The sequence below is a fragment of the Collinsella sp. TF05-9AC genome, assembly GCF_003438495.1.
GTDB lineage: Bacteria > Actinomycetota > Coriobacteriia > Coriobacteriales > Coriobacteriaceae > Collinsella.
In genome coordinates, this window is record NZ_QSSH01000002.1 from 66,695 (window position 1) to 87,021 (window position 20,327).

Consider the following 20,327-nt stretch of genomic DNA (forward strand, 5'->3'; position numbering starts at 1 on the left):
GAGTCTCGTTCATTAAGGCAAGCCAGGCCGCATCGGCCAGTGTGTTGACTTGCCGCGCCACCGGAGGCGAACCCGATCACGCGACTACTCCCTCATTTATGCGAATCCCGATGCTACCACATGAACAGCTGATTTGGGTTGGGCTCTCAGCTGTGTTCGCTCATTCTGTAAGCATCGGATTTCGCAAGCGCCGCAGGGACAAACCGTGAGAAACTATTTAGCGTTTATGGAGCGTATACGATGGGAGCGATGCCTTGGATAAGAACGAGCTGCAAAAGCGTATGGAACAGGCCATCCGCCTGACGGCACCTGGTCAGCCGATCCGCACCGCCCTCGACATGATCATCGCCGGTCACCTGGGCGCCCTTATCTGCGTCGGCGACACCGAAAACGTGCTCGCTGCCGGTAACGACGGCTTCCCGCTCAACATTTCGTTTACCTCGAACCGCCTGTTCGAGCTTTCCAAGATGGACGGCGCCATCGTTATCGATGGCGACCTCACCCAGATCCTGCGCGCCAACTTCCACCTCAATCCCGATCCCTCGCTCGCCACGAGTGAGACGGGCATGCGTCACCGTACTGCTGCTCGCATGTCGGTGCTCACCGATGCCATCGTGATCTCGGTTTCGGCTCGTCGCGCCGTCGTCAACGTGTACGTCCACGGCAAGAGCTACGAGATTCAGCCCGTCACCACCATCATGAGCTCGGTCAACCAGCTCGTCGCCACGCTCCAGACTACCCGTCAGTCGCTCGATCGCTCCCTGTTGCGCCTGACGGCCCTCGAGCTCGACGACTACGTCACACTCGCCGACATTACCGGTATTTTCTCGAGCTTCGAGATCATGCAGCAGGCAAAGACCGAGCTTAAGGATTGCATTGTCAAGCTGGGTAACCAGGGTAAGCTCGTGCAGATGCAGCTCGAGCAGCTCGCGGGCTCCAGCATGGATACCGAATACGACTTGATGATCCGCGACTACGCGAGCGATTCCTCTGAGGCCAACGCCGAGAAGATTCGCGCCGAGCTGAGCCGTATGACGCCTAAGGACCTGTCCGACCCGCAGCACGTGGCGGCAGTTCTGGGCTATGACGACTTGGACGAGGACTCCGTCATGACGCCGCTGGGCCTGCGCACGCTTTCGCGCGTGTCCGTCGTGCGCGACGGCGTGGCCGAGAAGATCGTCGACGAGTACGGCTCGCTGCAGGAGCTCATGGACGACATCAGCGAGGATCCGGAGCGCTTGGGCGACTTTGGCGTCAACAACCCTGCCATTCTTGCGGACTCGCTGTACCGCATGAAGGGCACCAAACAGGGGAACGCATAATGGCGCCCGTATGCGCCGTGGTCGTTGCCGGCGGCAGCGGCCAGCGCTTTGGAAATCCCGGCGGCAAGCAGCTCGTTAATGTGGCGGGCCGTCCGCTCATGAGCTGGTCCATCCGCGCGTTCGATCGTAGCGATAAGGTCGGCCATATCGTCGTGGTTTGCCCTGCCGAGCGCCGTGCCGAGATGCGCCGCCTGGCCATTGACCCGTTTGACTATGACACGCCCATCAGCTTTGCCGATGCCGGCGATACCCGTCAGGATTCCACCCGTGCCGGCGTGCATGCGGTTCCGGCGGGTTTCGAATATGTCGCCATCCACGACGGCGCTCGTCCGCTCATTACGACCGAGGCCATCGACCACGCTATCGACGTGCTCGTGAGCGACCGTGCCCTCGACGGTGTCGTGTGCGGTCAGCCCGCGATCGACACGCTCAAGATCGTTGACGGCGATAATATCGTCGAGACGCCGCCGCGTGAGCTCTACTGGGCAGCGCAGACGCCGCAGATCTTTAGCGTCGATGCTATGAAGCGCGCCCACGCTGCAGCCATTGCCGAGGGCTTTATCGGTACCGATGATTCGTCGCTGGTCGAGCGCATGGGTGGGCGCGTCCGCTGCGTCCAGAGCCCACGCGATAACCTTAAGGTGACGGTGCCCGAGGACCTGCGTCCCGTAACCGCGATTCTGCTTGGCCGCATGGCCGAGGGAGAGGACCTTCCCCATGTTCAGTAACCTGCGCATTGGCCATGGCTACGACGTTCACCGTCTGGTGGAGGGGCGTCGATGTATCATCGGCGGTGTCGACATTCCCTACGAGCGCGGCCTGCTGGGCCACTCGGATGCCGATGTGCTCGCGCACGCCTTGGCCGACGCCATTCTGGGCGCCTGCCGTGGGGGAGACATCGGCAAGCTATTCCCCGACACCGACCCCGCCTACGAGGGTGCCGATTCGATGGTGCTGCTTGCCCGCGTGATGGACTATGCGCGTGAGCTGGGCTTTGAGTTTGTCGATGCCGATTGCACCATTGCCTGCCAGCAGCCTAAGATCACCCCGCATCGCGATGCCATGCGCGCCAACCTTGCCCATGCCCTGGGCGTTGACGTCGAAAACGTGGGCGTCGCCGCCACTACGACCGAAAAGCTCGGTTGGGAAGGCCAGGGCGAGGGAATCGGCGCCTGGGCCGTCTGCCTGCTACAGAAAACCGTTAAGGAGTAACGAATGCGTATCTACAACAGCGCTACCCATAAAAAGGAAGAGTTCCAGCCCATCGAGTCCGGCAAGGTCCGCATGTACGTGTGCGGCCCCACGGTCTACGACAACATCCACATCGGCAACGCCCGTACGTTCATCAGCTTTGACGTGATTCGCCGCTGGCTCATCGCGAGCGGTTACGAGGTCACGTTCGCCCAGAACCTCACCGATGTCGACGACAAGATCATCAAGCGCGCCAACGAGCAGGGCCGTACGGCCGCCGAGGTCGCGACGGAGTTCTCCGACAAGTTCATCGGCGTCATGCGCGCCGCCAACGTGCTCGATCCCGATGTGCGCCCCCGCGCCACCAAGGAGATCGGCCCCATGATCGCCATGATCAAGACGCTTATCGAGCAGGGCCACGCTTACGCAGCCGATAACGGCGACGTGTACTTTGCCGTGCGCAGCGATCCCAACTATGGTCAGGTCTCGGGCCGCAACATCGACGACCTTATGGTTGGCGCGCGCATCGAGGAGAACGAGGACAAGAACGACCCGCTCGACTTTGCCCTGTGGAAGGCCGCTAAGCCCGGCGAGCCCAGCTGGCCGAGCCCCTGGGGCGAGGGCCGTCCCGGTTGGCACACCGAGTGCGCCGCCATGGTGCATCGCTACCTGGGCACTCCGATCGACATCCACGGCGGCGGCTCCGACCTTGCCTTCCCGCATCACGAGAACGAGTGCGCCCAGGCCACCTGCGCCTGGCACCAGGGCTTCTCCAACACCTGGATGCACACGGGCATGCTGCTGGTAGACGGCGAGAAGATGTCCAAGTCGCTCGGCAACTTCTTTACGCTGGCCGAGGTCCTCGAGCAGCACTCCGCTGCCGCCCTGCGCCTGCTGATGCTGCAGACGAGCTATCGCTCGCCGCTCGACTTTTCTTGGGAGCGCCTGGAGGGTGCCGAGAACTCGCTCACGCGTATCGCCGGTACGGTCGAGAACCTGCGTTGGGCCGCGAACCACGCGACGGCCGATGCCGACGAAGCGGCTGCCGAGGCGTTTGCCGCCAAGGCCGCCGAGACCCGCACCACCTTTAAGGAGTGCATGGATGACGACTTTAACACCGCCGGTGCCATGGGTGCTGTCTTTGGCTTTGTGACCGAGTGCAACCAGTACCTGGAGCAGGCGGGCGATGCTGCCGACAAGGCCGCTGCCCTGGCCGCCGCCGATACGCTGGTCGAGCTGCTCGATACGTTTGGCGTCGAGCTTCCCGAGCCCAAGGTCGAGCTGCCGCTGGGCCTGCTGGGCGTTGCCGCCGGCCTGGTCGCCTACACGGGCGACGACGTGGACGAGGCTGCTGCCAAGATTCTCGAGGCCCGCGCCGAGGCCCGTGCCGCCAAGAACTGGGATCTGGCCGACGCCATCCGCGACCGGCTAAAGGACCTCGGGTTGACGATTGAAGATACGGCCGCGGGCACCCGTATTAAGACTCTCTAATCCCTTCGGGTTTCCCAAGCGCCCGACCTTGCCGTTCAAACCGTCGCTCGCGTACTCAAGTACGCGTCGCTCCTCTTTCACGGCAATCTCGGGCACTTGGAAAACCCGTACCGACCGCCCGAATTAATATTCATGGGCGGTCGTTTATTTTGTTTCGTTTGATAGTTGTATTTAGGAGGTCGCTTTATGGCCGACAATCGCAAGCGTGCGCCTCGTGGCGGCAAGCAGGCTGCTTCTGGCTCGCGTCCGATTCGCCGCAATGACCGCGCTGCCGCTCCCAAGGGCCAGCGCGATCGCGCCCAGGCCGCACGTCCGCAGCGCGATCGCAACCGCGACGCTGTCCAGGCTCCCAAGGGCGAGTTTATCGAAGGTCGTCGTGCTGCCGCCGAGGCGCTACGCACTGGTTTTCCCATCAAGTGCGCGCTCATTGTCGAGGGTGGAGAGCGCGATGCCGCCTTGTCGCGCCTGGTCGACGACCTCAACGCCGCGGGCGTCCGCATTAAGTATGTGCCGCGTGCGCAGCTCGACGCACTGTCGAGCCATGGCGCTCATCAGGGCATCGCACTCGAGGTTGGCAACTTCCCCTATGCTGATGTCGCCGATATTCTCGACCGCGCAGGCGAGGGCCCGGCACTTGTCGTGGTGCTCGACCACGTGACTGACGACGGCAACTTTGGCGCCATCGTGCGCTCCGCCGAGGTTGTGGGCGCGGCGGGCGTCGTCATTGCCAATAAGCGTGCCGCCGGCGTGACCGTGGGCAGCTATAAGACCTCAGCCGGTGCCGTCATGCATCTGCCTATCGCGCAGGTTCCCAATATCGCCCGTGCGCTCGACGATTTTAAGGCCGCTGGTTTTTGGGTGGGCGGTGCTTCCGAGCACGCCGAAGGCAGTTGCTGGGATGCTCCTTTCGAGGGCCGCGTGGCGCTCGTCATGGGCTCCGAGGGCGACGGCATCTCGCGTCTGGTGCTCGAGAAATGCGACTTTTTGACCAAGCTTCCCCAGCGCGGTATGACCGAGAGCCTCAATGTTGCCCAGGCGACCACGGCGCTGTGCTTTGAGTGGCTGCGCCGCAACGCCGGCGAGCTGATGGGGGAGGAGTAGCGCATGTCCAAAAAGAACCGTGCCAAGTCCAAGGCCAAGCGCTTTGGCGAGGGCTCGGCCAAGCCGATTGTTTCGGCCGCGACCTATGGCGTGGGCGGCAATGCGTTTGCGCAGGCTATCGCCGACCCAGTCTCGACGGTGCACTCCAACAAGCCCGAGCTGCTGGTGGTCGACGGTTACAACGTGATCCACTGCACGCCGCGCTACGAAAAGCTCGTGTACGACCATTCCGACGATCCGTATTCCAGCGACGTTCACGATATGGCGCGCACGGCGCTCATTAATGACGTAGCTGCGTTTGCCCAGGGCCGCTACGAGGCCGTGATCGTATTTGACGGCGCGGGCAATATCTCCAGCGAGCGCCCCAACCTACCGGCCCGCGGTGTGCGCATTGAGTTTTCGCCGACGGGTGTTTCGGCCGATACCGTGGTGCAGAAGCTCTGCATCGAGGCGCGCGAGGAAGGCCGCGCGTGTTCTGTAGTGTCGAGCGACGGCACGATCCAGGCCGTCGTCATGGGCAAGGGCGTTACGCGCATCTCGAGCCGTATGCTGGTGGACGAGATCAAACAGATCGACAACGACGTGCACGAGGCCGAGGAAGCTCCACAAATCAAGATGACTCTGGGCAGTCGCCTGAGCCCCGATGCCCTGGCCAAGCTCAAGGCCCTGCGCGGGAGGTAGGGAAGTTGGCGGGGCAATGCTGCCTCGCTAACTCCATTCAGCGATGTCGATCATTCTTTCGAGGCGCCACGTTAGCGCCTCTTTTAGATATGGCAGCCTTGCCGTGAGCGCGTCGTTTCTGGAAAGAATCTCGATTGCCTCGTCAACGAAGCCTTCGAGTTTGTCGCAGCCAAACCAGTCCATGTCCTCGACGAGCAACATTTGTTTGGCGGGGCTTGAATGAAATTGTGCGCTGGTAAAACTGTGCTCTCCCGCCCTAAGCTCCTCTAGTGATATGTTGCACCAGAGCGATGAGCCCGAATCGAAGATGGGGGCAGGTCTGCAAGCTTGCGTGTTGACGTTTCGCACGAGGCCGAAGTTGCGCCAATGACGATCGTAGTTGGCAATGATGTCGTCACATACGATCATGCGGTCAAGGGCATCCTTGACGCCTGTCACCCCGAGCTCCTCGCAGTTTGCTACATATCGCTCGTAGTCGGTTAGCCGTTCATCTGCGTTTGCGTGCTGGTTTACATAGAACGCAGGGACATACTCTTCTTCATCAGTTAAGAAGACATCGCATGTGCTCAGGGCGGAAGTGCCCGTGCCCTCGAGCGAGTAAGGCACATAATCGCAGGCGTTTAGGATGCGACGGTGGAGCGCGGTCGCCACCAGCTCGTTATAAGGTTCCTGGTCCAGGTGCGCTCCTGCCTTATGCAGAATTCGACGTTCGCCCTCGCACGTCCAGTACTTTTGAAGATTGCCGTCCGAGGTGTTATCGGGCTTTGCGGCAGCCGCTTTTCCCTCTGGGGCAAAGGGTGCAATGGACAGCGAGACGTCATCAAAGGCGTTATTGAAGAAGTTGATATCCTCCCAGGTGAGAGCGGAACCTTGGGGCCTAATCCAATACTGGTCGGATAAGGAGAGGCCGAGATTTCGCTGGATGAGTTCATCGGGAACATCGACTGCGGCTTCTGCAAGCAGGGAGGCTAGCCCAATGCGTGCGAGCGGGATACCGCGGCCGCGCCACCAGATGCGGAAGGAGTCTAGCGATATGGGGCTATTAGGGCCAAATACTCCAATAGGGGCGTGGGCGTAATCGATGTCGGCACCGATGTGGGTAAAGTCTTTTCGCGATGTACTGTAGACCAGCTGAGCGACTTCGTACGTGCGGTTCATGAGGGTGAACGCGATCTCGCTCTTACCGTGGCCGCGGCGGGGACGTCCCCCCGTTTTGGTCACAGAGCGGAGTCGCGTGTCGACGCTGTCTTTGTCGATGAGCCATACACCAGAAGCCTTGCGGGCCTCAAGTGCTCCGTTTTTTATGAGCTCCTGCACCCTGCGCGGAGTGATGCCGAGCAGCTCGGCGGCTTCTTTGGTAGTAAGCATCGCGAAACCCTTCGCCAGAACGAATAGTTTTATATATAGCAATTGTAATTAAAACTATTCGTTCTGGCGAATGGTTTTAAGATTGAGGGCGCACTGACAGAAATGAACGGGCCTGGTACGCGTTGTTGCTGGATTTTGCATATTTGTATAACGCCGTGCGGCCTGTTGCGCCCCGTCCGCAATTCCTTTATTCTTAACTCGCTTCGCGTGAAAGCGCCAAGTGTGCCAGTGTGGCGCAACGGTAGCGCAACTGATTTGTAATCAGTGGGTTGCAGGTTCGATTCCTGTCACTGGCTCCATGAGAGTTTCGGGCTCTGTTTCCTTGTGGGACAGGGCTCGTTTCTATTTATGTCGATAAGTCAGCGTGTTTGGCGCCAACCAAGCTTCAGGTTTGTCTCGATCCGTAACACGAGTGGGCTGAAGACCCTCCTTATAGTTACAGATCGAAACATTGCCAAGGGAAGGCCGATAACATCTCGATCCGTAACACGAAGAGGCTGAAAACCGTTCTTACTGTTACAGAATGAGACGTAAGCGGGGGTTTCTGCGAAACATCTCGATCTGTAACAGATAGGGGAGGAATAACCCTCTTACTGTTACAGGTCGAGACATAGGCCGGGGCGAGGTTGGTCATCGTCATCGAGCGTGGATTATCGGACACACGAGCGTGGAAAATCTTCCGCCTAGTGAATGAGCGTGGATAATCTGCCACTTTGGATTCGATGGCACGGCAAAGTGGGAGATTATCCACGCTCGATTTCAAACGGAAGAAAATCCACGCTCGATTTTGCCTGGGAAGAGCAATCTTCTGTCTGGGCAGCCCCGATCTCGACCTATATATAGGTGCAAATAAGCTGGTATCGAAGTTCGATACTGAAGGTGTACTCCACTACAGCAAAGTGTTACCTTGGGAAACGTCACCTCAGTATCCAAAACCACTGTCCTTCATATCCAAACTCAATAAAACCGCAGGTCACGGCTATATAGATACGCCCGGCACCGTGTATCTAGAGGTTTTCGTTGACAGCCCCCAAGGTGGCATCGTATTATCTTCTTCGTTCGCGGGGGCGGCGGTCCAAAAGACCAAAGGACCTGCGGATACTTGAACGATTGGGAGTTTGCCCGAGTGGTTAATGGGGACGGGCTGTAAACCCGTTGGCTCTGCCTACATAGGTTCGAATCCTATAGCTCCCACCCGTCAAGTGCCTGTATAGCTCAGTCGGTAGAGCACTTCGTTGGTAACGAAGAGGTCACCAGTTCAAGTCTGGTTGCAGGCTCCATCCGGCGGTGTAGCTCAGTTGGTTAGAGCACACGGTTCATACCCGTGGCGTCACTGGTTCGAATCCAGTCACCGCTACCATAGGTAACACGGTGGCTTCTCAATAGTATGTTGAGAGGCCACTATGGTATAAAGGCAAAGTCCCGTCCGGGGACGACCTGTTAAGAGGAGGGCTTTATGGCCAAAGAGAAGTTTGAGCGCACTAAGCCGCATGTTAACATCGGCACCATTGGTCACGTCGACCACGGCAAGACCACGCTGACCGCTGCCATCACCAAGGTTCTCTCCGAGACCGAGGGCTGCAAGGCTGACTTCACTGCGTTCGAGAACATCGACAAGGCTCCCGAGGAGCGCGAGCGCGGCATTACGATTTCCGTCTCCCACGTTGAGTACGAGACCGCTGCCCGTCACTACGCTCACGTTGACTGCCCGGGCCACGCTGACTACGTCAAGAACATGATTTCCGGCGCTGCTCAGATGGACGGCGCTATCCTGGTCATCGCTGCTACCGACGGCCCCATGGCTCAGACCCGCGAGCACATCCTGCTCGCCCGTCAGGTCGGCGTTCCCTACATCGTCGTCTTCCTGAACAAGTGCGACATGGTCGACGATGACGAGCTCATCGACCTCGTCGAGATGGAGACCCGTGAGCTCCTCTCCGAGTACGATTTCCCCGGCGACGACATCCCCGTCATCCGTGGCTCCGCTCTGGGCGCTCTCGAGGGCGACGCCAAGTGGATGGACGCCATTCGCGAGCTCATGAAGGCCGTCGACGAGTACATCCCGACGCCTGCTCGTAACAACGACCTCCCGTTCCTGATGGCCGTTGAGGACGTTATGACCATCTCCGGCCGTGGTACCGTTGCTACTGGCCGTGTCGAGCGCGGTGAGCTCAAGCTCAACGAGCCCGTCGAGATCGTCGGCATCAAGGATACCCAGAACACCGTCGTTACCGGTATCGAGATGTTCCGTAAGTCCATGGACTTCTGCGAGGCTGGCGACAACGTCGGTCTGCTGCTCCGCGGCATCAAGCGTGAGGACATCGAGCGCGGCCAGGTTCTCTGCAAGCCCGGTTCGGTTACCCCGCACACCAAGTTCACCGGCGAGATCTACGTTCTGACCAAGGAGGAGGGCGGCCGTCACACCCCGTTCTTCGATGGTTATCGTCCTCAGTTCTACTTCCGTACCACCGACGTTACCGGTACGGTCAAGCTCCCCGAGGGCACCGAGATGGCTATGCCTGGTGACCACATCACCATCGAGGGCGACCTCATCCACCCGATCGCCATGGAGGAGGGCCTGCGCTTCGCTATCCGCGAGGGTGGCCACACCGTCGGTTCGGGCATCGTCTCCACGATCATTGAGTAAATTAGCTCTTTGATATAGCTGACTTAGAGAACCCGGCACTTATATGGGTGCCGGGTTCTTTTCTGCAATGGATATTGAGCCGTTGCTGGTGTCGAGAGGATCGATAATGGTCCTGGATGCACCGTCGATTAGCTCTCGATGGCTTCATTGATGTGTTCCAAATATGAATGGATCCACCGAGAACCAATTGACTCGAGGTTTTCATTGACAGCACTTACGTGGAGCTGATAAAGTAACAACTCGTGCCCGTACGGGGCGGAAATGAAAGGTTCAGGATACATGCGTACTCTAGTTACTCTTGCGTGCACTGAGTGCAAGCGCCGCAACTATACGACCACCAAGAACAAGTCGACCATGCCTGATCGTATGGAGATCAAGAAGTATTGCCCCTGGTGCCGTCACCACACGCTGCACAAAGAGACTCGCTAGTCTCTAGTCACATACGCCAGTAGTTCAATTGGTAGAGCATCGGTCTCCAAAACCGAGTGTTGAGGGTTCGAGTCCTTCCTGGCGTGCCAGTCATTATTCCGTAAGCTCCCACTTGGGGGCTTACGGTTTACTCATGTATAAGCGCATTGCGCGGAGGTAACCCAAATGGCCAACAAGAAGAACAAGAAGAAGGCTCAGCAGCCGGCACCTGCCAACAAAGCTGCCGCCAACTCCAAGGTTGAGGCCAAGAAGGCCGTTGCCAAGAAGAACGAGAAGGCTGCGAAGTCCAAGAAGAACGAGAAGCCTGGTTTCTTCGCCCGCACCAAGAAGTATTTCGCTTCGGTCAAGTCCGAGATGAAGCGTGTCACGTGGCCCGATAAGAAGGAGCTCGTGAACTACTCGGTTGTTGTTTGCGCTTCTCTGATCGTCGTCGGCGTCGTCATCGCTCTGCTCGATGCTGGCTTTGGCGAGGCTCTTGCTCTGTTCTCTGGATTGAGGGGCTAAACCATGTCTAAGCGTTGGTACGTCGTTCACACTTACTCTGGATACGAGAACCGCGTTAAGTCCGATCTCGAGCATCGCATCGAGACTATGGGCATGCAGGACCGTATCTTTGATATCGAGATTCCTATGGAGCGCGTCACCGAGATTAAAGAGGGTGGCAAGCGTGAGACCAAGGATTCCAAGATCTTCCCGGGTTATGTCCTGGTCCGCATGGAGATGGATGACGATGCTTGGACGTGTGTTCGTAACACGCCTGGCGTCACCGGTTTCCTAGGCGGCAACGGCAAGCCCGCTCCGCTTTCCCGCGACGAGTACAACAAGATGACTCGTCGTCCCGGTAAGGGCGATTCGCCCAAGCGCACCTCGGTTGATATTGAGGTCGGTACGTCCGTCCGCGTCACCGATGGCCCGCTTACCGACTTTGATGGCAAGGTCTCCGAGGTTAACACCGAGGCTGGCAAGCTCAAGGTCACGCTGATGATCTTTGGCCGCGAGACGCCGGTCGAGCTCGACTTTAACCAGGTCGCTGTCATCGCTTAAGTTTTCGTCCGTTCGCGCGAGCGTGCTTCTTCTGTGACTGCTCATCTCAGGAGTGCTTCTAACACGTGCGTGCTTACGATATAGCAAGTACTTCACACTCGTGATTCGAAAGGAATGACCATGGCTGAGAAGAAGGTTGCCAACGTCATTAAGCTCCAGATTCCTGCTGGTGCAGCAAACCCCGCTCCTCCCGTCGGCCCCGCCCTGGGCGCTGCTGGCGTGAACATCATGCAGTTCTGCCAGGCCTTTAACGCCGAGACGCAGGACAAGAAGGGTGACATCATCCCCGTTGAGATCTCTGTCTACGAGGACAAGTCCTTCTCCTTCATCACCAAGACCCCGCCGGCGGCTCACCTTATCAAGAAGGAGCTGAACCTCAAGTCTGGTTCCGCTAAGCCCCAGGCTGACAAGGTTGGTCAGCTCTCCCAGGAGCAGCTCACCAAGATCGCCGAGATCAAGATGCCGGACCTCAATGCCAACGACATTGAGGCCGCCAAGAAGATCATCGCCGGTACCGCCCGTTCCATGGGCGTCACCATCGCTGAGTAGCGATTTCTTATGGTAACGGCGGGTGCTCCGACCGGGGCGCCCGTTAAATGTGTGCAATAGGGCACACGATACGATGTGGGAGGGCTCACGCCCGTTTAACCACAGGAGGTAATGCACATGGCTAAGCATGGTAAGAGCTATAACGCCGCTGCCGAGAAGATCGACCGCGCCACGCTCTACACCCCCCTTCAGGCTGCCAAGCTCATCAAGGAGCTCGACACCGCCAAGTTCGACGAGACCGTCGAGGCTCACTTCCGTCTGGGCATCGATACTCGTAAGGCTGACCAGAACATCCGTGGTTCCATCTCCCTGCCCCACGGCACCGGCAAGACCGTTCGTGTTGCCGTCTTCGCCGAGGGCGAGAAGGCCCGTGAGGCTGAGGCTGCCGGCGCCGACATCATCGGTTCCGACGAGCTCGTCGCCCAGATTCAGAAGGGCGAGATCAACTTCGACGCCGCTATCGCTACGCCGAACATGATGGCCAAGGTTGGCCGCATCGGTAAGATCCTTGGTCCCCGTGGCCTCATGCCGAACCCCAAGCTCGGCACCGTGACCATGGACGTCGCCAAGATGGTCTCCGAGCTAAAGGCTGGCCGCGTTGAGTACCGCGCCGACCGCTACGGCATCTGCCACGTGCCCCTGGGCAAGAAGTCCTTCTCTGAGCAGCAGCTCGTCGAGAACTACGCTGCCCTGTACACCGAGATTCTGCGCGTCAAGCCCTCTTCTGCTAAGGGCAAGTACGTCAAGTCCATCTCCGTGTCTTCCACCATGGGCCCTGGCGTCAAGGTCGATCCCGCTGTCCAGCGTGACTTCCTGGCTGAGTAACTGCTAGTTACTGCCTGAGTACAGCAAGCATTGCTAAAGAAACCCGGTTCTGCCTTGTGCAGGACCGGGTTTCTTGCTATCGCGTCAAAAGCACCATAAAGGGGACAGTGTCCCCTTTATGGTGGTTACCAGGGCGTTCTTGCGGTTGAGGACTCGATGGCATCGTGGCGTTTGAGCTCGCGGCGCATGGTTTGCGAATTGAGCCAGGCTGCCTGCCAGCCACGGATGGGGTAGCGCGTCTGGTCGAGCTCAAACTGCGTATAGCCGCAGGCGTTGATGATCGTCGTTCCACACACATGCTGCCGCTCGCGCTGAAAATCGTAACCGTAGCTTTGGTGTACATGCCCATGCACCATGTAGTCGGCCCCCCAGGACTCAAGCGCCGTGTTAAAGCACTCAAACCCTCGATGCGGCAGATCGTCCAGATCACCCATACCGGCGGCGGGTGCATGGGTAAGCAGAATGTCGCAGCCGCCGACCATCCTCACTTTGCGGGACAACTTGCGCATACGCTTGGCCATCTCGCGCTCGGTGTACATGTTGGCGCCGTCGCGATAACGCATGGACCCGCCAAGGCCCGCAATGCGAATCCCTCGGTACGTGTACACGCTGTCTTCCACGCAGATACATCCGCCCGGTGCATGACGTGCGTAGCGGTCATCGTGATTTCCGCGCACGTAGATGAGCGGTTTGTTGATGACCGTAACCAAAAACTCAAGATAGTCCGGGTCCAGATCGCCGGCGGACAAAATCAGGTCGACGCCCTCAAAGCGTTCCTTGCGAAAGCACTCCCAAAGGCATCGTTCTTCGGTATCGGCTATGGCAAGGATTTTCATAGGACAGGGACTTTCGGCTCATCGTCGAGCTGCGGAATGGTGCCTACCACGTTATCCGCCAGCCAATTCATCTCGACAATCTGCGTGCTCGGCAGCGGAGGGAAGCCTTCGATCTGTACCACGCCGTTCTGGCTGTGGAGCTCGCCGCCAAAGGGGTTGATGGATCCCTCGACAATGCCGTTGCGGAGCAACTGCACGAGTTTGCGCGTCTGGTAGGGTAGGCCCGGAGCGTAACGGATGTCGATAACGCCGGAGCTCATGCCGTACCAGTAGTTGACGGCGCGCACTTGGTCGTCATCGCTGGTCTCGTCCCACGTGCCGTGCAGAAGGCTGCGAACGATGAGCTCGTAGTAACGGCCCCAGTTCCATACCGGCATGGCGATGCCGGAAACCTTGCCATCGACCAGGCGGTGGAGTCCGTAGGCCGTAGGGTCTTCGAGCGACTTTGACATGTCAGCGCCGGTCATGACGCTCACGCCTTCGCGGCACATGGCCTCGGCAAGACCGCCGGCGGGCACATCGCCCCAGGTGAGGATAATTTGCGCGCGGGGGTCGAGCAGCGAGGCACCGATGGCAAAGGCATTGATCTCGCTGAGCGCTCCGGATGCGAAGACCGACGCGTGGTAGCCGATGCGATGGTTGTCCGCCATGCTGGCGGCAAGGGCGCCCAGGAGGAACTTGGCCTCGTACATCTTGCCAAAGTACGAACGGACGCTTTGGTGGGGAAGGCCGATAGAGCAGTTAAGGAACCGAACCTGGGGATACTCAACGGCAGCTCTGAGCGTGTATTCCATCAGGCGGTGCGAGGTCGAGAAGATGACGTTGTCTCCGTGTTTGACAGCCGTTTCCACGGCGGCGTAGAACACGTCCGGATCGTGACAGTCCTCGAACGCCTCGGTGCGCACGATACCGCCAAAGTGCTCATCGAGATACTGACGCCCTTGGTCGTGCAGGCTGTCCCAGCTCGACGTCGCACAGGGGAACTCATGGATAAAGGCGATGCGCAGGGGGTTGGCCGCCGAATAGACGGTCTTGCCCATAAAGAAGTTGAGCACGCCGGAGGTGGACTTGGCGGGCGACTCCTCCTCATCGACGCTCGGCGCTTCGACAAGATCGACCTTGTCCTCGTCATTTTTGCCGGCAATGACCAGCTCGCGCCAAATCTTGCACAGGCGGTTTACGACGATATCCGTTGGCGTATCCAGCAGACGGTCCTGGTTGTACACATTGAGGTACACGAGCATGGCGTCGGCAGGCGTAATGTCCAGGTGGTCGCCGCCTGCGCGAAGGTAGGCGCGCTTAAAGAGCAGGAAGGTATGGCGCATGTAGTCGACCTTTTTCTGCGGCCAATTTTCGATAAGGTTCTGACCGAGCATCTTGGCGAGCGTCTCGTAGCTTCCCTCACGCGAGAACTCGATCTCGTATAGGGGGCAGACGCGCCAAAACGCGCAGAACTCACCGTACAGGCGGCTTTCGACGGAATCCCATGTGCCGGGGTAGAGACGGGTGACCTTGGCCGAAACCGTCGGGGCGTCTAGGAATTTGAGGACACTGACGCGTTTGTTGCCTTCCTGGACATAGAACCGATGCATGAACTCGGTGACGATGATGGGGTCGCGATAGCCCTCGGTCACCTGGATGTCGTAGAGGTTGGACCACTTGCGGGCGAACTCGGTGCTAAACGGAAGCAGGGGCATAAAGTTACACGAAAAGGCGGACTGACGGCCCTTGGTGACCGTGCCGACGACCATTTCGAGCGGAATATCCCTTAGGCCGACATTCTCTCGCTGACCTAAGGGGAGCTGAGCAACCAAGCTATCGAGGTCCGTAAGGTATGGATGCTCGCTTTGGCTGATGGCGCGACGGCGTCCCTGCTCGCCGCGCTTGCGTGCTTGACGATAGGCCTCTTCCATGGTGTCTACTCCCTTAGTCGTTTAAACAACGATATGAACCATGGTACCACGAATGAAAACCACCACAAAGATGCCTGTCCCCTTTGCGGTGGTTTAGGCGATGATGGGGGCGATAGCGCGGATGCAGGCGTCGGCAGCGGTGAAAGTGGTGCTGTCGTCGCTGACGATAAAGATGATCTTTCCTTTGATGCCAAAGTCGCCGATTTCGCTAAAGAGCACGTAGGGCTCCTTGTCAAAGCCCGAGATGGGCGAGACGGCCGTTTTGGTTGCGCTCGTGAGCTCGTCTGCCAGCGCGTCAAGGGAAGCCCACTTAGACGTGTCCTTTACGGCAACGGGCACGGCCACGCGCCCAAAGGGCATCAAATGCACGAGCGTGTTCTTGGAGATGTTGGAGTTGGGCACAATGATGGTCTGTCCACAGGCATCCTCAATCGTTGTATGGCGCCAAGTGATGTCTTGGACCACGCCGGATACGCCGCCGACCTCGATATTGTCGCCGGGTTTGATGATGCCCATAAACGTCACCTGCATGCCGCCGATAAGGTTTGACAGCGTGTCCTGAAAGCCGAGCGAGATGGCGATGCCGCCGACGCCAAGAGCGGCGACGAGGGCGTTTGCGTTAATGCCAAAACAGTTGTCGAGGATAAAGCTGCCGCCGATCATCCAGATGACGGCGCGCGCGATGTTGATGAAGATACTCGATGCCGGAAGCGGGTTATCGTCTCGGTTGAGCAGATGGTTCAGGGTCTTGGATACGACCTTGGCGGCGACGGCGGTGCCTATCGCCAAGATGACGGCCCAGATGATGTTGTGGACCCACCGTTGCTCAAAGAAATGAAGAATCGGCTCAAACAATTCCATGTAGGGAAACCTCCTAATGATCGTCCAACCATGATACCCACCAAGAAGCCCGTCCGATCAAATTCGGACGGGCTTCTGTGCTCGATATAAGGTTTACGCGGCGGGGCTGTAAGGCCCGGCGGTGTAGCTTAGCGTCGACGCTTCCAGATAATGCCGAGCATGATGACGATGATGCCGCCGATAAGGCACGCGCCAACTACTGCCAGCGTGCGGTCTCCCGTTGCGGCGAGCTTACCGGTCGTCTTCTTGGTGATGACCTTCGTGGTCGTCGTGTCCGTCTTAGGCGAGGGCTTAGGCGTCGGGGCCGGTGTGGGCGTGGGGTCCACGGCAGCGGAGCCAAAGCTGATGGTGCCAGCGAGCGAGGTCATCTTGCTCTCCCAGCTGTCCTGCCCGATCAGCGCCCTTAGCGCTGACTCGCAGGTACCCCACTCGGTGTACTTGGTGGCGTGTGCAAAGGTGGGAAAGTCGGTCGTGTTGGTGATGATGTAGTTGTTGGTGGCGACGGTATAGGTCTTGGCGGGGTCGAGCGTGCTGCCGTCTTTGGTGAGTGTGGCACTCACAATGCGCTTGCCCTCGGGCTGTGTCCAATCAATCGTCACGTTGATGCCGCCAAAGGAGAGAACGCTGCCAGAGTCATCGCGCCACTTGTACTTGTCTTGCGCCTCCTGCTCGGTGTGACCGGCCGCCACATAAGCCTGCTGAAGCTCGTAGCTGTCGTTGCACTCGTCGCTGATCTGCAGTGAGTGCTCGAGCGCTGTCAGGAAGTCCGCGCCGGTCATGGTCCAGGTCTCCACGGTGTTGCCGTAGGGCGAGATAGCGATGACGTTGCCGGCAGTCACATCGCCCGCAGCGATGCCGCCGCGGATGCCACCCGCGTTCTCGATGGCAAGGTCTGCGCCCGTCAGGGCAAGATAGGAGCCGCAAATCACGTGGCCGATGGTCTGGGCCTTGGTGGTATCGCCCTCCTTGCTGGGGCGGAAATCGGTGGTGCGCACCATTTCCCAACCATGCGTGCCTGCGGCGTCCTCGCCGTAGAAATAGTTGGTGGTGGATGTGCCGAGCACCTTGTTCGATTCGTTTTCAAAGTCCTCGTCGAGCGGCTTGATCTTGTTGCGGACGGCTTCAAGGCGGCTTTGGTAGTCGGAGCCCTTGTCGGGGTCTGTCAAAAGGTCGTTGACGTTCTTGGCGGTGTAGAGCTTCTCGTCGCTGCCGTCTGCAGGGACCGTGACCGTGTCATCGTCGGTCGTCTCGGTGCCATTCGTGTCGTATTTGTACGGAATGGAAAGCAGCCCCACCTCGGCAAAGGCGCTGCCTGCCTCGACAACGTGGATCGTCTTGCCGTCGGCTCCCGTCACCTTCTCGTTAAGGTTGATGTGCTCGTGGCCTGCGATAAGGGCATCGACGCCACGGAGCCGCGTGGCAAAGGTCTTTGCGTCGAGCGTGTGCGCGATACACACAACAACATCGCAGCCCTCCTTGCGCAGCTGCTCTGCCTCGGCATTGATGGCGTTCGCGGCACTCGAGAAGCTGGTGCCCGCGACCAGGTCCGCGCGCAGCGAGGAACCTAGCGACTCATCCATGGCTCCGACGACGCCGACCTTGATTTTGTAGTCGAATGTGGAGTGATCCTCGCTATCCTCCCAGGTGCGATCGAGCGTCTTCGTGATGCTCGAGCTCCATACGCCGTTCGAGGACGTTGCATTCGCGCAGAGCATGGCGAAGGGCGTGCCGGTGGTGCTGTAGCCGGTCATGGTGCGGAGTTTGTCCGCGCCGTAGCTCCAGTCGTGGTTGCCTGGCGTGGTTGCGTCGTAGCCGTCGGCGTAGAAGGTGTCCATGAGCTCGGCGATGCTCTTGCCCTCGCTCATGGTGGCGAAGGACTGTCCGTGGAAGGTGTCGCCCGCATCGAGTAAAAGATCGGGGGCGCTGCTTTGGGCGCTATAGAGAACCGCCAGTCCGTCAAAGCCCACAGTGCCGGTGCCCTTGCTTGCGTTGTAGCTGTACTTGTAGCTGCCGTGGATATCGTTGGTGTGCATGACGGCCACGGAGCCGTCAATAGCGGCGGGCAGGTTTCCCGCGAAAGCGAGGCTTGGGATGCCTGCGAGCGCGCCGGCAAACAACGCGGCGGCCAACGCAAAGCGGGGGAGTCTTTTCATGGCAGTTTCCTTAGTCCTTAGCCAGAATGTCTGGTTGAATATCGGATTATCGACATAATATGCGAAAACCGCCGCAAGGGCCTCTGTCCCTTTGCGGCGGTTTTGGCGTTTGCGCAGATAAAACCTACCAAAATAAACCTGTCCCTTTTTGGCAGGTTTTAGCTTAGCAGCATGCGGTCGTTGGCGAGCTCGCCGCCCGAGACCTCCTCGAACTTCTGCAGCAGGTCGGCCACGGTGAGCGACTTCTTCTCGTCGCCGGCCACGTCGTAGATCACATGGCCCTCGTGCATCATGATCAGACGGTTGCCCAGACGGATAGCGTCGTTCATGTTATGCGTGACCATGAGCGTGGTGAGGTGGTTCTCGTCGACGATCTCCTCGGTCAGATTGAGCACCTTAGAGGCCGTCTTGGGGTCGAGGGCCGCGGTGTGCTCGTCGAGCAGCAGCAGGCGTGGCTTGGTGAGCGTGGCCATGAGCAGGGTGAGTGCCTGGCGCTGGCCGCCCGAGAGCAGGCCGACCTTGGCGTTGAGACGCGTGTCCAGACCAAGGTCCAGGCGCTTGAGCAGCTCAACGTACTCATCTTTCTCGGCCTTGGTGACGCCCCACGAAAGGCCGCGACGCTGGCCGCGACGCTTGGCGAGGGCCAGGTTCTCGGCGATTTGCATGTCGGCAGCGGTACCGCGCATGGGGTCCTGAAACACGCGGCCCAGGTACTTGGCGCGCTGCGACTCGCTCAGGCGCGAGATGTCGGTGCCGTCGAGCTCAATAACGCCCGAATCGAGCGGGTACACGCCGGCGATCATGTTGAGCAGCGTGGACTTGCCGGCGCCATTGCCGCCGATCACGGTTACAAAGTCGCCGTCATTCAGGGTGAGGTCGACGCCGGTGAGCGCGCGCTTCTCGGTGACGGTGCCCTTGTTAAAGGTCTTCTTGACGTGCGAGAGCTTAAGCATCTGCCTCATCCCCCTTCGTGTAGGAGCTGCGGAGCTTATAGCGCTCCCAAACCACGGGCACGCACAGGGCCACGGCGACGATCACGGCGGAGAGCAACTTCATGTCGTTGGCGTCCATGCCCAACTGCAGCACGATGGCGCGGATAAGGAAGTACACCACGGAGCCAAAGACGGCGGAGGCAAGACGGACGCTAAACTGCGTGAGGCCGCCGGGCAGCAGACGGCCGAGCACCTCACCGATAACAATGGCGGCAAGACCGATAACGATGGCACCGGTGCCCATACCAATGTCGGCATACTTCTGGCTCTGGCAGATAAGCGCGCCCGAAAGGCCGATGAGGGCGTTGGAGAGCACGAGGGCGATCATCTTGGTGGAGTTGGTGTTGACGCCCAGAGCGCGGATCATGTACTCGTTGTTGCCGGTGGCGCGCAGCGCCGAGCCGATCTCGGTGCCAAAGAACCAATACAGGATGGCAACGATAGCCACGGCGAGCAGGATGCCCAAGATGATGGCAACGGTGGACTGCGGCAGACCGGTCATATTACTGACGGCCGAGAACACGGTGCCCTTGGCAAGAATTGGCGTATTGGACTTGCCCATGATGCGCAGGTTGATGGACCACAGGCTGATCTGGGTGAGGATTCCGGCGAGGATCGCGGGAATCTCGAAGACGGTGGTCAAAATGCCCGTGACGGCACCCGCGATGGCGCCGGCGCACATACCGGCCAGCACGGCGAGCAGCGGGTCGACGTTGTTATTGACGATGAGCACAGCGCAGACGCAGCCGCCGAGGGCAAAGCTGCCGTCGCAGGTCATATCGGGAATGTCGAGCAGGCGGAACGTGATAAACACGCCAAGCACCATAATGCCCCAGAGGACGCCCTGCGAAACGGCGCCCTGCAATGCAATGAGCATGCTTCATACCTCCTAGGATAGGGTGGACACGTGATTCACCATAATAG

19 protein-coding genes and 5 tRNA genes are annotated in these 20,327 nt (G+C 59.2%); 17 read left to right on the forward strand and 7 right to left on the reverse strand.

What is annotated here, in order from left to right; genetic code table 11:
- Nucleotides 1-281 precede the first annotated feature (281 nt).
- From disA to DXC52_RS00980, 6 genes are all read left to right on the forward strand, one after another.
- Complete coding sequence (gene disA, locus DXC52_RS00955; RefSeq protein WP_369796797.1) at nucleotides 282-1,322, forward strand: DNA integrity scanning diadenylate cyclase DisA; 1,041 nt, start codon at nucleotides 282-284, stop codon at nucleotides 1,320-1,322.
- Nucleotides 1,322-2,050: a 2-C-methyl-D-erythritol 4-phosphate cytidylyltransferase gene (gene ispD, locus DXC52_RS00960; protein WP_035137545.1), complete on the forward strand. Its 729-nt coding sequence runs from the start codon at nucleotides 1,322-1,324 to the stop codon at nucleotides 2,048-2,050. Before disA ends, ispD begins: the two co-directional genes overlap by 1 nt.
- Nucleotides 2,040-2,534, forward strand: a complete 495-nt coding sequence (gene ispF / locus DXC52_RS00965; RefSeq protein ID WP_006234975.1) for a 2-C-methyl-D-erythritol 2,4-cyclodiphosphate synthase — start codon at nucleotides 2,040-2,042, stop codon at nucleotides 2,532-2,534. Before ispD ends, ispF begins: the two co-directional genes overlap by 11 nt.
- Before the next feature lie 3 nt (nucleotides 2,535-2,537).
- On the forward strand, nucleotides 2,538-4,004 hold the full coding sequence (gene cysS / locus DXC52_RS00970; RefSeq protein WP_117745789.1) for a cysteine--tRNA ligase: 1,467 nt from the start codon (nucleotides 2,538-2,540) through the stop codon (nucleotides 4,002-4,004).
- A gap of 186 nt (nucleotides 4,005-4,190) precedes the next feature.
- The gene (gene rlmB / locus DXC52_RS00975; protein ID WP_117745790.1) at nucleotides 4,191-5,105 is read left to right on the forward strand and encodes a 23S rRNA (guanosine(2251)-2'-O)-methyltransferase RlmB; all 915 of its coding nucleotides are present in this window, start codon (nucleotides 4,191-4,193) and stop codon (nucleotides 5,103-5,105) included.
- Between the two features lie 3 nt (nucleotides 5,106-5,108).
- Nucleotides 5,109-5,786, forward strand: a complete 678-nt coding sequence (locus tag DXC52_RS00980) for an NYN domain-containing protein (RefSeq protein WP_006234978.1) — start codon at nucleotides 5,109-5,111, stop codon at nucleotides 5,784-5,786.
- Between the two features lie 27 nt (nucleotides 5,787-5,813).
- On the opposite strand, the gene DXC52_RS00985 is transcribed toward DXC52_RS00980, so the two are convergent.
- Complete coding sequence (locus DXC52_RS00985) at nucleotides 5,814-7,154, reverse strand: DNA-binding protein (RefSeq protein ID WP_117745791.1); 1,341 nt, start codon at nucleotides 7,152-7,154, stop codon at nucleotides 5,814-5,816.
- 224 nt (nucleotides 7,155-7,378) lie between these two features.
- Here DXC52_RS00985 and DXC52_RS00990 point away from each other — a divergent pair.
- The 11 genes from DXC52_RS00990 (at nucleotide 7,379) to rplA (ending at nucleotide 12,648) form a co-directional block, all read left to right on the forward strand.
- Nucleotides 7,379-7,453: transfer RNA gene (locus DXC52_RS00990), tRNA-Thr, on the forward strand.
- An 813-nt stretch (nucleotides 7,454-8,266) separates the two neighbouring features.
- Nucleotides 8,267-8,348 (forward strand) — tRNA-Tyr (locus DXC52_RS00995).
- Nucleotides 8,349-8,358: 10 nt separating this feature from the next.
- Nucleotides 8,359-8,434: transfer RNA gene (locus DXC52_RS01000), tRNA-Thr, on the forward strand.
- A 3-nt stretch (nucleotides 8,435-8,437) separates the two neighbouring features.
- Nucleotides 8,438-8,514: transfer RNA gene (locus tag DXC52_RS01005), tRNA-Met, on the forward strand.
- Nucleotides 8,515-8,610: 96 nt separating this feature from the next.
- Entirely contained in the window at nucleotides 8,611-9,801 is a 1,191-nt protein-coding gene (tuf, locus tag DXC52_RS01010; protein WP_035137538.1) for an elongation factor Tu, read from the forward strand.
- 279 nt (nucleotides 9,802-10,080) lie between these two features.
- Nucleotides 10,081-10,230 (forward strand): 50S ribosomal protein L33, encoded by a 150-nt coding sequence (rpmG, locus tag DXC52_RS01015; protein ID WP_022093895.1) that lies wholly within the window; start codon nucleotides 10,081-10,083, stop codon nucleotides 10,228-10,230.
- Between the two features lie 13 nt (nucleotides 10,231-10,243).
- Nucleotides 10,244-10,319, forward strand: a tRNA-Trp gene (locus tag DXC52_RS01020).
- 76 nt (nucleotides 10,320-10,395) lie between these two features.
- Nucleotides 10,396-10,734: a preprotein translocase subunit SecE gene (gene secE / locus DXC52_RS01025; RefSeq protein ID WP_035137537.1), complete on the forward strand. Its 339-nt coding sequence runs from the start codon at nucleotides 10,396-10,398 to the stop codon at nucleotides 10,732-10,734.
- Nucleotides 10,735-10,737: 3 nt separating this feature from the next.
- The gene (gene nusG / locus DXC52_RS01030) at nucleotides 10,738-11,274 is read left to right on the forward strand and encodes a transcription termination/antitermination protein NusG (protein WP_099432095.1); all 537 of its coding nucleotides are present in this window, start codon (nucleotides 10,738-10,740) and stop codon (nucleotides 11,272-11,274) included.
- A 120-nt stretch (nucleotides 11,275-11,394) separates the two neighbouring features.
- Nucleotides 11,395-11,823 (forward strand): 50S ribosomal protein L11, encoded by a 429-nt coding sequence (gene rplK / locus DXC52_RS01035; protein ID WP_117745792.1) that lies wholly within the window; start codon nucleotides 11,395-11,397, stop codon nucleotides 11,821-11,823.
- Between the two features lie 117 nt (nucleotides 11,824-11,940).
- Nucleotides 11,941-12,648, forward strand: a complete 708-nt coding sequence (rplA, locus tag DXC52_RS01040; RefSeq protein ID WP_022093892.1) for a 50S ribosomal protein L1 — start codon at nucleotides 11,941-11,943, stop codon at nucleotides 12,646-12,648.
- A gap of 125 nt (nucleotides 12,649-12,773) precedes the next feature.
- Here the strand turns inward: rplA and DXC52_RS01045 are convergent, their stop codons facing one another.
- From DXC52_RS01045 to DXC52_RS01070, 6 genes are all read right to left on the reverse strand, one after another.
- Entirely contained in the window at nucleotides 12,774-13,484 is a 711-nt protein-coding gene (locus tag DXC52_RS01045; RefSeq protein WP_055250284.1) for a metallophosphoesterase, read from the reverse strand.
- Nucleotides 13,481-15,397 (reverse strand): BMP family ABC transporter substrate-binding protein, encoded by a 1,917-nt coding sequence (locus DXC52_RS01050; RefSeq protein ID WP_117745793.1) that lies wholly within the window; start codon nucleotides 15,395-15,397, stop codon nucleotides 13,481-13,483. The genes DXC52_RS01045 and DXC52_RS01050 overlap by 4 nt, the downstream gene beginning before the upstream one ends.
- Before the next feature lie 93 nt (nucleotides 15,398-15,490).
- Entirely contained in the window at nucleotides 15,491-16,258 is a 768-nt protein-coding gene (locus DXC52_RS01055) for a mechanosensitive ion channel family protein (RefSeq protein WP_055250280.1), read from the reverse strand.
- Nucleotides 16,259-16,386: 128 nt separating this feature from the next.
- Nucleotides 16,387-18,411 carry a bifunctional UDP-sugar hydrolase/5'-nucleotidase gene (locus tag DXC52_RS01060; protein WP_117745794.1) on the reverse strand — a complete coding sequence of 675 codons (2,025 nt, stop codon included), beginning with the start codon at nucleotides 18,409-18,411 and terminating at the stop codon, nucleotides 16,387-16,389.
- Nucleotides 18,412-18,569: 158 nt separating this feature from the next.
- Nucleotides 18,570-19,364 carry an ABC transporter ATP-binding protein gene (locus tag DXC52_RS01065; RefSeq protein WP_022093887.1) on the reverse strand — a complete coding sequence of 265 codons (795 nt, stop codon included), beginning with the start codon at nucleotides 19,362-19,364 and terminating at the stop codon, nucleotides 18,570-18,572.
- Entirely contained in the window at nucleotides 19,357-20,280 is a 924-nt protein-coding gene (locus tag DXC52_RS01070; protein WP_006234992.1) for an ABC transporter permease, read from the reverse strand. Before DXC52_RS01070 ends, DXC52_RS01065 begins: the two co-directional genes overlap by 8 nt.
- Nucleotides 20,281-20,327 lie beyond the last annotated feature (47 nt).